General features: G+C 73.7%; 13 protein-coding genes and 1 pseudogene. 7 read left to right on the top strand and 7 right to left on the bottom strand.

All coding sequences use genetic code 11. The annotated features are described in order from the left end of the window. Positions 1–2: 2 nt before the first annotated feature. The 3 genes from SGLAU_RS10590 (at position 3) to gap (ending at position 3,071) form a co-directional block, all read left to right on the top strand. On the top strand, positions 3–746 hold the full coding sequence (locus tag SGLAU_RS10590) for a hypothetical protein (RefSeq protein ID WP_052413704.1): 744 nt from the start codon (positions 3–5) through the stop codon (positions 744–746). 182 nt (positions 747–928) lie between these two features. Next, a complete protein-coding gene (locus SGLAU_RS10585) occupies positions 929–1,885 on the top strand; it encodes a GlxA family transcriptional regulator (protein WP_043500480.1) in 957 nt (318 codons plus the stop codon). A 187-nt stretch (positions 1,886–2,072) separates the two neighbouring features. Next, positions 2,073–3,071, top strand: a complete 999-nt coding sequence (gap, locus tag SGLAU_RS10580; protein WP_043500479.1) for a type I glyceraldehyde-3-phosphate dehydrogenase — start codon at positions 2,073–2,075, stop codon at positions 3,069–3,071. A gap of 48 nt (positions 3,072–3,119) precedes the next feature. On the opposite strand, the gene SGLAU_RS10575 is transcribed toward gap, so the two are convergent. After that, a complete protein-coding gene (locus SGLAU_RS10575; RefSeq protein WP_043500476.1) occupies positions 3,120–3,545 on the bottom strand; it encodes a DUF1992 domain-containing protein in 426 nt (141 codons plus the stop codon). 106 nt (positions 3,546–3,651) lie between these two features. Between SGLAU_RS10575 and SGLAU_RS10570 the strand changes: the two genes are divergently transcribed. Continuing rightward, positions 3,652–4,044 carry an FHA domain-containing protein gene (locus SGLAU_RS10570; RefSeq protein ID WP_043500475.1) on the top strand — a complete coding sequence of 131 codons (393 nt, stop codon included), beginning with the start codon at positions 3,652–3,654 and terminating at the stop codon, positions 4,042–4,044. Between the two features lie 25 nt (positions 4,045–4,069). On the opposite strand, the gene SGLAU_RS10565 is transcribed toward SGLAU_RS10570, so the two are convergent. Then, positions 4,070–4,741 (bottom strand): O-methyltransferase, encoded by a 672-nt coding sequence (locus tag SGLAU_RS10565; RefSeq protein ID WP_043500472.1) that lies wholly within the window; start codon positions 4,739–4,741, stop codon positions 4,070–4,072. A gap of 269 nt (positions 4,742–5,010) precedes the next feature. Here SGLAU_RS10565 and SGLAU_RS10560 point away from each other — a divergent pair, with 269 nt between their 5' ends. Further along, positions 5,011–7,137 carry a bifunctional glycosyltransferase 87/phosphatase PAP2 family protein gene (locus SGLAU_RS10560; protein WP_078957668.1) on the top strand — a complete coding sequence of 709 codons (2,127 nt, stop codon included), beginning with the start codon at positions 5,011–5,013 and terminating at the stop codon, positions 7,135–7,137. Here SGLAU_RS10560 and SGLAU_RS36190 read toward each other — a convergent pair. Beyond that, a pseudogene (locus tag SGLAU_RS36190) lies at positions 7,071–7,280 on the bottom strand (ATP-binding protein); the annotation flags it as partial. The gene SGLAU_RS10560 and the pseudogene SGLAU_RS36190 sit on opposite strands and share 67 nt — an antisense overlap. A gap of 229 nt (positions 7,281–7,509) precedes the next feature. On the opposite strand from SGLAU_RS36190, the gene SGLAU_RS10550 reads away from it, so the two are divergent. Further along, complete coding sequence (locus tag SGLAU_RS10550) at positions 7,510–8,355, top strand: helix-turn-helix domain-containing protein (protein ID WP_043500469.1); 846 nt, start codon at positions 7,510–7,512, stop codon at positions 8,353–8,355. Next, positions 8,315–8,584: a DUF397 domain-containing protein gene (locus SGLAU_RS10545; RefSeq protein WP_043500468.1), complete on the top strand. Its 270-nt coding sequence runs from the start codon at positions 8,315–8,317 to the stop codon at positions 8,582–8,584. Before SGLAU_RS10550 ends, SGLAU_RS10545 begins: the two co-directional genes overlap by 41 nt. A gap of 86 nt (positions 8,585–8,670) precedes the next feature. Here the strand turns inward: SGLAU_RS10545 and SGLAU_RS10540 are convergent, their stop codons facing one another. The 4 genes from SGLAU_RS10540 to SGLAU_RS10525 form a co-directional block, all read right to left on the bottom strand. Continuing rightward, positions 8,671–9,090 (bottom strand): transglycosylase SLT domain-containing protein, encoded by a 420-nt coding sequence (locus SGLAU_RS10540; protein ID WP_043500467.1) that lies wholly within the window; start codon positions 9,088–9,090, stop codon positions 8,671–8,673. A 263-nt stretch (positions 9,091–9,353) separates the two neighbouring features. Further along, positions 9,354–10,241 (bottom strand): ECF transporter S component, encoded by an 888-nt coding sequence (locus SGLAU_RS10535; protein WP_052413703.1) that lies wholly within the window; start codon positions 10,239–10,241, stop codon positions 9,354–9,356. Further along, entirely contained in the window at positions 10,238–11,971 is a 1,734-nt protein-coding gene (locus SGLAU_RS10530) for an ABC transporter ATP-binding protein (protein ID WP_043500465.1), read from the bottom strand. The genes SGLAU_RS10535 and SGLAU_RS10530 overlap by 4 nt, the downstream gene beginning before the upstream one ends. Next, positions 11,968–13,047, bottom strand: a complete 1,080-nt coding sequence (locus tag SGLAU_RS10525) for an energy-coupling factor transporter transmembrane component T (RefSeq protein WP_043500462.1) — start codon at positions 13,045–13,047, stop codon at positions 11,968–11,970. The genes SGLAU_RS10530 and SGLAU_RS10525 overlap by 4 nt, the downstream gene beginning before the upstream one ends. Positions 13,048–13,061: the final 14 nt, after the last annotated feature.

The following is a 13,061-nucleotide window of genomic DNA, read 5'->3' as shown; positions in this document are numbered from 1 at the left end:
AGATGACCGAGAAGCCACGCCGGAACGAGGACGAGACGCGGCACCCCGGGGGCGCGGGCGGCGAGATCCCGCCCGGCGCCGCGGGAGCCCCCGGCCCGGTGCCGGGCGCCGCGGGCGGCGTTCCGGGGACCGCGGGTCCCCTGCCGGGAACGGCCGGCGGGCCCGCGGGCGGTACGACGCCCGCGGGCGGGCAGGCCCCGAGCGGCCCGCCCCCGTCCGCCGACGCCCAGTCGCCCGGCGCCCATCCCCCCGGCCTCCAGGCCCCGGCCGGCCAGTCGCAGGGCGCCCGCACCCCCACCGTCCAGCCGCTCGGCACCCGGCCCCCCGGCAACGGCGCCCCCTCGGCCGCCGGTGAGCCCGGTGAGCCCGGTGAGTCGGGTGAGGCAGGGGGAGCGGGGCGGGCCCCGGACTACTTCAGCGGGGTCGAGTCGGGCCGAGCCCGCTCGGACAAGGCGTCGCATCTGGCGCCGCTGCTGCCGCACAGCGAGACGGACAAGCTGGCGGAGCGGATGCGGCACGCGGTCGCCGGGTTCGTCGACGGACCGCGTGCGGCGGTGCAAGAGGCCGATCAGGTGATGGAGGAGATCGCGGCCCGGTTCACCGAGGCCATGGCCGAGCGGCGCCGCGACCTGCGCCGGTCCTGGGAGACGAACGAGGAGCCGGCCTCGGCGACGACCGACACCGAGCAACTGCGGCTGGCGTTGCGCGACTACCGCGAGCTGGCCGACCGCCTCCTGCACTGGTGAACCCGGCGGGCCCGGCCGGCCCGGCCACCGAACCGGCGGCCGGGCCCGCCGGGCCCCTGCCGACTCCCCCTTCCCCCGCTCCCGCCCCCCTTCCCCTGGGGGGTGTCTCCTTCGGGGCCGGCGGCCCGCCGTCGCACGTCCCGGCCGGCGACCCGCCGGCACGCCCCGCGTAACCTCTCCCTGTGCCAGCCTCCCGCCTGCACCGCGTCGCCGTCCTGGTGCTCGAGGGTGCGAAGCCGCTCGACGTGGGCATCCCCGCGCAGGTCTTCACGACCCGCGCGAGCATGCCGTACGAGGTGCGGGTGTGCGGGGCGGCACCCGGTCTCGTGACCGGCGGTGACGGCCTCGCGTACCACGTCGGCCACGGCCTCGACGCGCTCGCGTGGGCCGACATCGTCTTCGTCCCCGGCTACCGGTTCCCCGACCGCGAGGACCCGCCGCGGGCCGTCGTCGACGCGCTGATCGCGGCCCACCACCGCGGCGCGCGGCTCGCCGCCATCTCGACGGGTGCCTTCGCGCTCGCCGCCACGGGTCTGCTCGACGGCAGGCGCGCCACGACGCACTGGCACTACACGCGGGCGCTCAAGGCCAGGCACCCCCTGGTCCGGGTCGACGAGAACGTGCTGTTCGTCGACGAGGGCAGCCTGCTCACCTCGGCCGGTGCCGCCTCCGGCATCGACCTGTGCCTGCACATCCTGCGCGGCGACCTCGGGGTGGCCGCCTCCAACCACGCCGCCCGGCGCCTGGTCGCGGCCCCCTACCGCAGCGGCGGCCAGGCCCAGTACGTGCCGCGCAGTGTCCCCGAGCCGCTCGGCGAGCGGTTCGCCGACACCCGCGAGTGGGCGCTGCACCGGCTCGGCGAGCCCCTCACCCTCGACCTGCTGGCGCGGCAGGCGGGGGTCTCTCCGCGCACGTTCTCCCGGCGCTTCGTCGAGGAGACCGGGTACACGCCGATGCAGTGGGTGATGCGCGCCCGGGTCGACCTGGCACGGGAGCTGCTGGAGCGCTCGCAGCGCAGCGTCGAGCAGATCGCCGCCGATGCCGGGCTCGGCACCGGCGCGAACCTGCGCCTGCACTTCCAGCGCATCCTCGGCACCACGCCGAGCGAGTACCGGCGCACCTTCACCCGGGGCGAGTGACCGGCCCGCCGCCGCGCGGCGATCTCCGCGCGCGGCCCGTTCCGCGTGCGGCGACCTCCGCGTACGCCCGTTCCGCGCCCGGCCGCATCAGCGGCTGGCGAGATCCTTGTGAACCGTGGCGATCCCGCCACTGTCCGCGGCGCGGACCGAGGGCGAGCCTGGGTGGCGAAGGGAAGGGACACCACTCATGACTCGCATCGCCATCAACGGATTCGGCCGTATCGGACGCAATGTGCTGCGCGCCCTGCTGGAGCGGGACAGCGCGCTGGAGGTCGTCGCCGTCAACGACCTGACGGAGCCCGCCACTCTGGCCCGGCTGCTCGCCTACGACAGCACGGCCGGCCGGCTCGGGCGCCCGGTGACCGTCGACGGGGACGTCCTCGTCGTCGACGGCCGCCGGATCAAGGTGCTGGCCGAGCGGGAACCGGCGCGGCTGCCGTGGGCCGACCTCGGCGTGGACATCGTCCTGGAGGCCACCGGCCGCTTCACCTCGGCCAAGGACGCCCGCGCCCACCTCGACGCGGGGGCGAAGAAGGTGCTCGTCAGCGCGCCGTCGGACGGCGCCGACGTCACGCTCGCGTTCGGGGTCAACACGGACGCCTACGACCCGGCCGTGCACACGGTCGTCTCGAACGCCTCCTGCACCACCAACGCGCTCGCGCCGCTGGCCGCGGTCCTCGACGAACTCGCCGGCATCGAGCACGGGTTCATGACGACGGTGCACGCCTACACGCAGGAGCAGAACCTCCAGGACGGTCCGCACCGCGACGCCCGCCGCGCCCGGGCCGCCGGTGTCAACATCGTGCCGACCACGACCGGCGCCGCCAAGGCGATCGGCCTGGTGCTGCCGAACCTCGACGGCAAGCTGTCGGGCGACTCGATCCGCGTACCGGTGCCGGTGGGCTCGATCGTCGAGCTCAACACGACCGTCGCCCGCGAGGTGACGCGCGACGACGTGCTGGCCGCGTACCGCGCCGCGGCGGAGGGGCCGCTCGCCGGCATCCTCGAGTACTCGGAGGACCCGCTCGTGTCGTCCGACATCACCGGCAACCCCGCCTCGTCGATCTTCGACTCGGCCCTCACCCGCGTCGACGGCCGCCACGTCAAGGTGGTCGCCTGGTACGACAACGAGTGGGGCTTCTCGAACCGGGTGATCGACACCCTCCAGCTCCTCGCCGCCCGCTGACCCGAGGCCGGGGCGGTGCCCCCTCCGGCGCCGGGGAGGCGTCCCGCCTCAGGTCTCCCCGTGCTCCGGGCGCCCCTCGCGTCCTTCCCGCCACCGCCGTACGACGTCCTCGACGTCGTACGGCTTCAGGCCGAGCGGGGGGCCGGGCGGGGGCTTGTACATCATGTCGCGGATCTTGACGTTGACATCGGTGATGATCTTGCGGGCGATGCGTTCCGAGGGCGCCGAGACCGCCGCGATCAGGGCGTCCTCCGCCTCCTTGCGGAGCGCCAGGCCGGGCGGCAGCACGGAGACGCCCTCGCGGGCCAGCTTCCGCTTGATCCACCACTGCTCGTCGTAGTCGGCTTCCAGGTCGCCGGGGAGGGGCTTGCCCGCGCCGGGCAGGTTCTCGAACTCGCCGCGCGCCCGGGCGTCGCGGATCTGTTTGTCGGTCCAGGACTCGAAGCTCACGCCGGGTGGCTTTCGCTCGGTCATGCGGCCATTGTGCCGGACGCCGCGGCGCCGGGCGATTTATCATGCGGCGGTGGCAGGCCAACCGGTCCGGCGCACAAGGGTGTTACAGGACGTTGAGGAGCAGCACGTGCTCGAACTGACCATGGCCTCCGTCTCCGGGGCGGACGCGGGCGCCACGGCCGGCATGCTGATGGCTGACGCGCCCAGCGAGCCGGGAGCCGTGCTGCGGGTGGGCCGCGACGCGTCGGTGTGCCGGCTGGTGACGCCGGAGGACTGGCTGTTCGTCTCGCGGACGCACCTGGAGTTCCTGTGCGGCCCGGACGGCGCCTGGCAGGTGACCTGGCTGCGCGGCTCCCAGCCGGAGCCCTCCTCGGAGGTGCGGCTGACCGTCGGCGACCACGCGCAGCCCCTCGCCTACGGCGGCACCGCACCGCTGCCGCGCGGCGGCAACGGCGAGGTCGTCATCCAGGACCGCACCGCCCCGCGCAGCGTGAACGTGGGCTTCTACCACGAGGTGTGAGCGGGGGCCCGGCTCGGCGGGCCGGTCAGCCCAGCACCCGGGCCAGCGCGAAACCGTCGTACCCCTTCGGGCCCACCGTCTGGATCGCCGTGCCGCTCAGCCTGGGATGGGTGGCGATCAGTTCGATGGCCGCGCGGGTGCCCTGCACGTCCGGTGCGTCGCTGCCGCCGTCGGCGACCCGTCCGCCCCGCACCACGTTGTCGACGACGATCAGGCTGCCCGCGCGGGTGAGCCGCAGCGCCCACTCCACGTACCGGGCGTTGTTGGCCTTGTCCGCGTCGATGAAGACGAGGTCGAAGGGTGGCGGATTCTCGTCGGCCAGCCGGGGCAGGGTCTCCAGCGCGGGCCCGACCCGCACCTCCACGATCTTCTCCAGGCCCGCGCGGGCGATGTTGCGGGTGGCGACCTCGGCGTGCCTGGGCTCGTACTCCAGCGAGATCAGCCGCCCGTCCCCGGGCAGCGCGCGGGCGAGCCAGATGGTGCTGTAGCCGCCGAGGGTGCCGATCTCCAGGACGGTGCGCGCGCCCTGGATCTCGGCGAGCAGCCGGAGGAACTTGCCCTGCGGCGCGGTGACGCCGATCTGCGGCAGTCCCGCGGCCTCGCTGTCGCGCAGCGCCGCGCGCAGCGGCTCGTCGTCGGGGGAGAGGCGGGCGGAGAAGTACGCGTCGACGGTGTCCCAGATCTGCGGCTCGCTCATGCGCTCAGCCTCTCCCATCCGGCGCGCCGCCACACGTGCACGGCACGCCGGGACGCACCCCGCGCCCGGGACATGATCGATTCCGCGCCGCGCGGAGGCGGGCGGCCCCGCGCCCTTATATCGTCTTTCGGACAACAGCAGATCGGACGTCAGGTGGAACGGGGGTGGCCTGCGTCTTCTTCCGAGGGGCGGGGCGAGCCCCATGGGGTTCGCCAGGCAGACTCACGTATCGGGCACGTGGGGCGTACGGGGCGGGAGGCCGACGAGGCGTGGCGAATGCGGAACACGGTGGACGATCTGCGGGTGCCCTGGGAGCGACGGCGGTCGGCGCGACCAGAGCCCGGCTGCGGGCTGCCCGGGCGGCCCTGTGGCTGGTCGCCGCGGTCCTGGCGGTACGGCAGCTCGCGGTGGTCCTGGGCACGCCCCGGGGCGAGCGGCTGACCGACCTGGAGACCTGGGTGGGCCCGGACGGCGTGCTGCACGTGGAGGGATCGCTCTACGACTCGACGCACTTCACCGGCACCCCCTTCGGCGGTCTGGTCCTCAAACCCCTCACCCGTTCGGCGGAACAGGCCCTCGGCTGGGGCTGGACCTTCGGCACGCTCCTGCTCGTCGTCGCCCTCGGCCTGGTCGCCGCCCGCGCCCTGCCGCACCCGGTCAGCCGCCGTACGGCCCTGTTCGCCGCGCCCGCCGCGATCAGCCTGCTCATGCTGTCGCTGCCGGTCCGCAACGCCTTCTGGCTGGGCCAGACCGGCATCCTCCCCGTCCTCCTCGTCCTGCTGGGCTGTTTCGTCGTGCGCGGCCGACGGGCCGGCGGCGCCCTGATCGGCGTCGCCGCCGCCCTCCAGCCGACGGTGCTGCTCTTCGCGCCCTTACTGTGGTTCACCGGCCGCCGCCGCGCCGCCGCCTCGCTCGGCGCCGCCTTCGCCGCCGGTACGGCACTGGCCTGGGCCGCGATGCCCCACGACTCGTCCGCCTACTGGGTCCACCACCTGGCCGGCACCGGCCTGGGCGGCCCGGCCGACGACCTCGCCAACCAGTCCCTGCACGGCGCCCTGCTCCGCCTCGGCCTCACCGGCCCGCTGGAGATCGGCCTGTTCCTCACCCTCGGCGCGGCCGTCGCCGTGCTCGGCGTGCGCCGCGCGGTGCGCTACGCGCGCGACGGCCAGCTGCTGCTCGCCGTCGCCGTCACCGGCTGCGCGGCGATCGCGGTCTCCCCGACCGCCTGGCAGCACCAGCTCCTGTGGATCCTCCTCGCGGTCGTCGGGCGGGTCGGCAGGCGGGCCGCCGACCGCCCGGTCTGGCCGGTCGCGGTCATCCTGGTGATGACCGTCCCGGCCAAGTGGATGCTGCCGGACATGGGCTTCCTGCACCCACTGCGGGACAACCTGGTGATCCTGGCGGCGGTCCTCGCCGCCGTGGCGATCCCCTTCGTCCCCCGCACCTCGCCGTACTTCCGCTCGCCGGTCCCCACGGAGTACGCCGCCCCGGTCCCGGCCCGCTACCGGCACATCCCGCTGCTGCCGTTCCTGCGGCGGGTCCTGGCCCGCCCGAACCTGCTCCTGGAGATGCTGCTCATCCGCGTCACCTACGCCGCGTACTCGCAGGTCCGGCTCGCCGCGACCGGCGGCACCATCTCGGGCGGCCGGGAGCGGGCCGAGCACCACGGCGAGCAGATCATGGCGATCGAGCGCGTCCTGCGCCTCGACATCGAGCACGCCGTCAACCACGCCGTCGTCGGGATCGGCTGGCTGCGCGGCTTCTTCGACTTCTACTACACCTCGTTCCACTTCGCCGTCCCGCTCACGGTCCTCGGCCTCCTGTACTGGCGCCGCCCCGTCGACTACCGCTGGGCCCGCTCCACCCTCGGCCTGACCACCCTGCTCGCCCTGATCGGCTTCTGGCTCTACCCGCTCGCCCCGCCCCGCCTCATGCCGGACCTCGGCATCATCGACACCGTCCACGGCGTCCAGGACTTCTCCCAGCCCGACTACGGCACCCTCACCTCCCTCACCAACCAGTACGCGGCGATGCCCTCGCTGCACTTCGGCTGGTCCCTGTGGTGCGGCCTGGTGATCGCCCTCGTCGCGCCCAGGGGGTGGATGAAGGCCCTGGGACTCCTCCACCCCCTGTTCACCGTCATGGCCATCGTCGCCACCGGCAACCACTGGGTGCTGGACGCGGTGGGCGGCGCGGTCGTCGTCCTCGCCGGCTTCGGACTCGTGTACATCCTTCAGGGCCCCAGGGCGTCGGCCGCCGCGCACTCGAACCAGACCGTCTTGCCGCCGCCGGGCCCCGCGTCCACCCCCCACTTGTCGGCCACCGCGTCCAGCAGCACCAGCCCGCGGCCGCTCTCTGAGTCCGGGGAGACCTCACGGGAGAAGGACGGCACCTGATCCGAGCCGTCGGTCACCTCCACCCGGACCGCCGCGGCCTGACGCAGCAGCACGACCGTGCAGCGGCGGTCCGGGACGTGCCGGACGACGTTGGCGACCAGCTCGGTCACCCCCAGCTCCGCCGCGTCCGACAGCTCGGGCATGCCCCACTCGGCGAGGAACGAGCGGACGATCCGCCGGATGTGCCGCGCGGAGTGCTCGCCGACCGTGAGGGACATGCGGTACTGCGGGGCGCGTAACCCCACGAGGGGCGAGAGAAAGTATTCGTTCACGGTACGAGGCTGACGCGGCGTCGCTACGCTGGGCTACCGAACAGACACAACGGGTTCCCGCGTGGGCGGAGTCGACCGAGTTGTCGGAGAGGGGCCGTGCGTGCACATCAATGTTCTCGATCCGGGTGCGTCGCCGCTTGATTACTACGGCTTCGAGTTGCGTCGCCTGAGAGAGGCGGCGGGGCTGACGCAGCGGCAGCTCGGGGAGATCGTCAACTACACCGGGTCGCTGGTGGGCCAGATCGAGACAGCGCGGAAGGTTCCGACCCAGGAGTTCAGCGAGCGGGTGGACGCGGCGCTGGGGACCGACGGGTTGCTGTCGCGGCTCGTCCCCCTGGTTCTGCGCAGTCAGCTCCCCGCGTGGTTCCGGCAGGTCGCGGAGCTGGAGGCACGGGCCACCGAGATCTGCACCTTTCAGATGAACATGGTGCACGGCCTGCTTCAGACCGAGCCGTATGCGCGCGCCGTACTGAGCGTGCTGGACGAGACCGACCTCGATGACCGGACCGCTGTGCGGCTGGCCCGTCAGCAGATCTTCGGGAAAGAACAGCCACCGGTGTTCTGGGCGGTGTTGAGCGAGGCCGCACTGCATCAGGAGATCGGTGGCCGGGAGGTCATGCTCGGGCAACTGCGACACCTGTTGTCATTCCAGAAGAATCCCAGGGTCAACATCCAGGTGCTGCCTTACGAGGTTGGCGAGCACGCGGGACTGACAGGCTCATTCAACCTCTACCGCTTCGAGGGCGACCCGCCCATCGTCTACACGGAGGGCTACGGCAGCGGCCATCCCAGCGCCAATCCGGAGACCGTCAACGACTGTTCGCTCCGTTACGATCATCTGCGAGCCGCCGCCCTCTCCCTCAGAGATTCGGCGGAGCTGATCCGACGCGTGATGGAGGAACGCTATGGCGAGCACCGCGATTCCGTCGGGGGTCCAGTGGCGTAAGTCGAGCTACAGCGGCGACGAGGGCGGCGAGTGCGTCGAATGCGCGCCGATCGGCGACCTGGCGTGGCGTAAGTCCAGCTACAGCAGCGATCAGGGCGGCGATTGTGTCGAGGTCGCCGACCTCCCCACCGCCGTTGCCGTCCGCGACTCCAAGAACCCCGGGGGACCCGTGCTCACGCTCGCGCCCGTCGCGTTCTCGGAGTTCGTCGACTGGGCCGCGCAGCGGTGAGCACCTGACGTGGAAACGCCCGAAGGCGGCGGCCCGGGGATCGTGGGCCGCCGCCTTCAGGCGTGCAGGGGGAGGCGGGGTCCGGCTCAGTACCAGCCGTTCGCCTGCCAGAAGTTCCAGGCGCCGACCGGGCTGCCGTAGCGGGAGTTCATGTAGTCCAGACCCCACTTGATCTGGGTCTTGGCGTTGGTCTTCCAGTCGGCGCCGGCGGCGGCCATCTTGGAGCCGGGCAGGGCCTGGACCAGGCCGTACGCGCCGGAGGACGGGTTGGTGGCGTCGACGTCCCAGCCGCTCTCGTGCTCGACGATCTTGCTGAAGGCGTTGTACTGGGCGGCGCTCGGGATCAGCTGCTTCGCGATCGCCTTCGCCTCGGACGGTGAAGCAGTCGTCGCGGCGTGCGCCGGAGCGGCGGTCAGCGCCATGCCGGTGGCGGCGGCGGCCACGGCGGCGGTGGTGAGGGCCTTCTTCGGGGACGCGATGCGGCGGGCGATGCGGGCGACAGACACGTGGAACCTTTTTCTTCGGGGACTGGGGTGTCGCGGCACGCCGGAACCACGCGATGCGGGGCGGGGGCAATGCGTCGGCGCCGAGGCCCGTGGGCTCGTCGGCGCCGTGCGACGTCATCCAGAGAAGCAGGCCGGAAGGGGGTCCGCAATGACCCCCTTTACTAGTTGTGGTCGCATTCGGGGCGAAGGTCGTTTGTGTGACGCGGCTCTCAATGCCCAGGTCAGACCGCAGATTGGCGTGAGCATGGCGTCCGTTTTGTCTACTATTTCCTGTCGTATGTGATCTGGGCCCTGTGGGCCGCTTCACTCACGGAGGTCCCTTTCGGAGCCTCGAAAGTGACCCCCGTCTCGAAGGCGGCACGGCGTGTGGCCCGCCGGAGGGCCTTCAGGACGGCGGGACCGAGGGCGAACGTGAGGACCACCGTCACAAGGGCGCGGCCGAGGTCCCAGCCGAGGGAGGTGGCGAGGCAGTAGGCGAGGAAGCGGGCGAAGTTCGCGGCGGTGCCCGCGGTGGGATCCGGGGCGATGCTCGACGTGCCGGTGGGGTTGCCGAGATCCTGCGGCAGGAAGGGCCAGCCCTGCGCGTTCATCACCAGCCCGTACGCGAACGCGGCCAGGAAGCCGTACCCGGCGAGCAGCGCCAGCTCCGCGCGGCCGCGCAGCCGGTGCGGGCCCGGCAGCAGCCCCGCGCCCATCGTGAACCAGCCCATCGACAGCATCTGGAACGGCATCCACGGCCCCACGCCCCCCGTCAGCAGCGCGGACGCGAACATGCTCAGCGAGCCCAGGGCGAAGCCGAAGCCCGGGCCCAGGACCCGGCCGCTCAGCACCATCAGGAAGAACATCGGCTCGATGCCCGCCGTGCCCGCGCCGATCGGCCGCAGCGCGGCCCCCGCCGCCGCCAGCACCCCGAGCATGGCCACCGCCTTCGCGCCCAGCCCCGACTCCGCGATCGCCGCGCCCACCACGGCGACCAGCAGCACCAGCAGGCCGGCGAAGAGCCAGGGGGCGTCCTGGCTGTGGCCCGCCACCGCCGCGGCCGGCGGTGCGAAGAACGGCCACAGCAGCGAGGCCGCGCCGACCGCGCTGGTCAGCGCGAGGGCGACGACCGAACGCGGCCCGAGACGGATCGGGCGGGCCTGGCGCGTCATGCCAGCGCCTCCGCCACCTGGGCGACCGTGAGCCACCTCTGCGGCGCGAGGATCTTCGTCACCTGGGGGGCGAACGACGGGGACGACACCACGACGTCGGCCGTCGGGCCGTCCGCGATCACCTCGCCCTCGGCGAGCAGCACGACGCGATGCGCCAGCTCGGCGGCCAGCTCCACGTCATGCGTGGCCAGCACGATCGCGTGCCCGTCCGCGGCCAGCCCCCGCAGCAGCACGGCAAGGCGCGCCTTCGCCGCGTAGTCCAGCCCCCGGGTCGGCTCGTCCAGCAGGAGCAGCGGCGGACGGGCGGCCAGCACGACCGCCAGGGCCAGGGTGAGCCGCTGCCCCTCGGAGAGGTCCCTCGGATGCGTGTCGTCGGCGACCCCCGGCAGCAACCGCGTCACCAGCGCCCGGCAGGTGCCCGGTGCGGCGCCCGCGTCCTCGTCGGCCGCCGCGCACTCGGCGGCGACCGTGTCGGCGTACAGCAGGTCCCGGGGCTCCTGCGGGACCAGGCCGACCCGCCGGACCAGCTCCCGCGGCGGGGTGCGGTGCGGGACCGCGCCGCCGACGCGGACCGATCCGGAGGCCGGCTCCACCAGCCCGACCAGGGAGGACAGGAGGGTGGACTTGCCGGCGCCGTTGCGGCCCATGAGGGCGACGGTCTCACCCGGGGAGACGGTCAGGTCGACGTGGCGCAGCGCCCGGACCGGGCCGCGGCGGACGGCGAGGGAACGCACCTCGGCGGCGTACGGGGCGGGAGGGGCGGCAGGGGCGGGCCGCCGCCCGCGGAACCAGCGGCGCGGCCTGGGCGGGACGGGCTCGCAGGCCGCCGCCACGGCAGCCGCCGCGCCCTCCCTCTCCTGCTCCTCGTCCTGCTCCTCGTCCTTCTCCTTCTCCTTCTCCTTCTCCTGGTCCTTGTCCTGGAGGCGTGCGCGCAGGTCCGCCGCCCGTCTGCGGGCGTCGCGGACCGTCAGCGGCAGCGGGGACCAGCCCGCCAGCCGGCCCAGCTCCACCACCGGCGGGACCACCGGTGACACGGCCATCGTCCCGGCCGGCGCACCGAGCACGGGCGGGGCGCCGGGGGCGGGCAGGAGCAGCACCTGGTCGGCGTACTGCACGACCCGTTCCAGCCGGTGCTCCGCCATCAGCACGGTCGTCCCCAGGTCGTGGACGAGCCGCTGGAGGACGGCCAGCACCTCCTCGGCGGCGGCCGGGTCCAGGGCCGAGGTCGGCTCGTCGAGGACCAGCACGCTCGGGTGCGGGGTGAGCACCGAACCGATCGCCACCCGCTGCTGCTGGCCGCCGGAGAGCGTGGCGATCGGCCGGTGGCGCAGGGCGGCGAGGCCCAGCAGGTCCAGCGTCTCCTCCACCCGGCGGCGCATCACCTGCGGCGGCAGGCCCAGCGACTCCATGCCGTAGGCGAGTTCGTCCTCGACGGTGTCGGTGACGAAGTGGGACAGCGGATCCTGGCCCACCGTGCCCACCACGTCGGCGAGTTCACGCGGCTTGTGGGTCCGGGTGTCGCGGCCGGCGACCGTGACCCGGCCGCGCAGGGTGCCGCCCGTGAAGTGCGGGACCAGCCCGCTCACGGCGTTCAGGATCGTCGACTTGCCGGCCCCGGACGGGCCGACGAGCAGCACCAGTTCGCCTTCCGGGACCTCGAAGTCCACCTGGCGGACGGTGGGTTCCGGGGCCCCGTCATACGTCACGGAGACGTCCTCGAAGCGGATCACGACGGCTCCTCCTGATGGTCCGGCGGTGGTGCGACGAACGCCGGGAGCAGTCCGAGCAGCACGGCCGCGGCGGGCCACACGGGCAGGCTCGGGGCGGTCAGCGGGACGACACCCGGGTGCAGGGCCGCCGGGTCGGCCGAGGCGGCCACGAACAGGGCCGCGGCCACCGCGGCACCGGAGCCGGAGACCAGCCAGGCGCGCGGGCCCCACGCATCCGGGCGGTAGCGGGTCCGCGGCGAACGGCGACCGCCCAGCCACAGCCCGGCCAGCGCGGCACCGGCCCCGGCCAGCAGCACCGGCAGGCCGTACGTGCCGCCGTCCGCGGTGAGCAGCCCGTACGTCCCCGCGCACACCCCGAGCAGCCCGCCCAGCGTGAGCGCGGCGGTCGTACGGCGGACGGCGGGCGGCACCAGGGCCGTACGGCCGTACCCGCGCGAGTCCATCGCGGCGGCCAGCGCCACCGAACGCTCCAGCGCCCCCTCCAGCACCGGCAGGCCCACCTGGAGCAGGCCCCTGAGCCCCCTGTCCGGGCGCCCGCGCAGCCGGCGGGCCGCACGCAGCCGCTGCACGTCCGCGACCAGGCTCGGCGCGAAGGTGAGCGCCACGACCACCGCGACACCCATCTCGTACAGCGCCCCTGGCAGCGACTTCAGCAGCCGCGACGGACTCGCCAGCGCGTTCGCCGCACCCACGCAGATCAGCAGCGCCGCCAGCTTCAGACCCTCGTAGAACGCCCGCACCAGCACCTCCGCCGTCACCTCACCGCCCAGGCGGATGCCCTGCGCCCACGCCGGGAGCGGAACCTCGGGCAGGGTGACGAGCGTGTGCTCGCCGGGGATCGGCGAACCGAACACCACCGCGAACACCAGCCGGATCAGCAGCACGGCGAGCCCCAGCCTGAGGAAGGCGCCGTAGGACCGGGCCCACGGCGCGTCCGGGCGGCGGGCCGCCACGACGTACGCCGACACCGCGATGAGCAGCGCGAGGAGCAGCGGGTTGGTGGTGCGGGTGGCCGCGACCCCCAGTGAGAGGGACCACAGCCACCAGGCACCCGGGTGCAGCGACCGGTCCGTCATGCCCGCGTCGTCTT

Origin of the sequence: Streptomyces glaucescens (assembly GCF_000761215.1) — a bacterium.
In the GTDB taxonomy this organism is placed as follows: domain Bacteria; phylum Actinomycetota; class Actinomycetes; order Streptomycetales; family Streptomycetaceae; genus Streptomyces; species Streptomyces glaucescens_B.
This window is presented reverse-complemented; position numbering and strand designations above follow the sequence as displayed.

Coding starts and splice junctions, on each gene's coding strand:
- SGLAU_RS10545 (WP_043500468.1), top strand. CDS start 8,315: ATGGCGAGCACCGCGATTCCGTCGGGGGTCCAGTGGCGTAAGTCGAGC.
- SGLAU_RS10535 (WP_052413703.1), bottom strand. CDS start 10,241: ATGACGCGCCAGGCCCGCCCGATCCGTCTCGGGCCGCGTTCGGTCGTC.
- SGLAU_RS10590 (WP_052413704.1), top strand. CDS start 3: ATGACCGAGAAGCCACGCCGGAACGAGGACGAGACGCGGCACCCCGGG.
- SGLAU_RS10565 (WP_043500472.1), bottom strand. CDS start 4,741: ATGAGCGAGCCGCAGATCTGGGACACCGTCGACGCGTACTTCTCCGCC.
- SGLAU_RS10525 (WP_043500462.1), bottom strand. CDS start 13,047: ATGACGGACCGGTCGCTGCACCCGGGTGCCTGGTGGCTGTGGTCCCTC.
- SGLAU_RS10575 (WP_043500476.1), bottom strand. CDS start 3,545: ATGACCGAGCGAAAGCCACCCGGCGTGAGCTTCGAGTCCTGGACCGAC.
- gap (WP_043500479.1), top strand. CDS start 2,073: ATGACTCGCATCGCCATCAACGGATTCGGCCGTATCGGACGCAATGTG.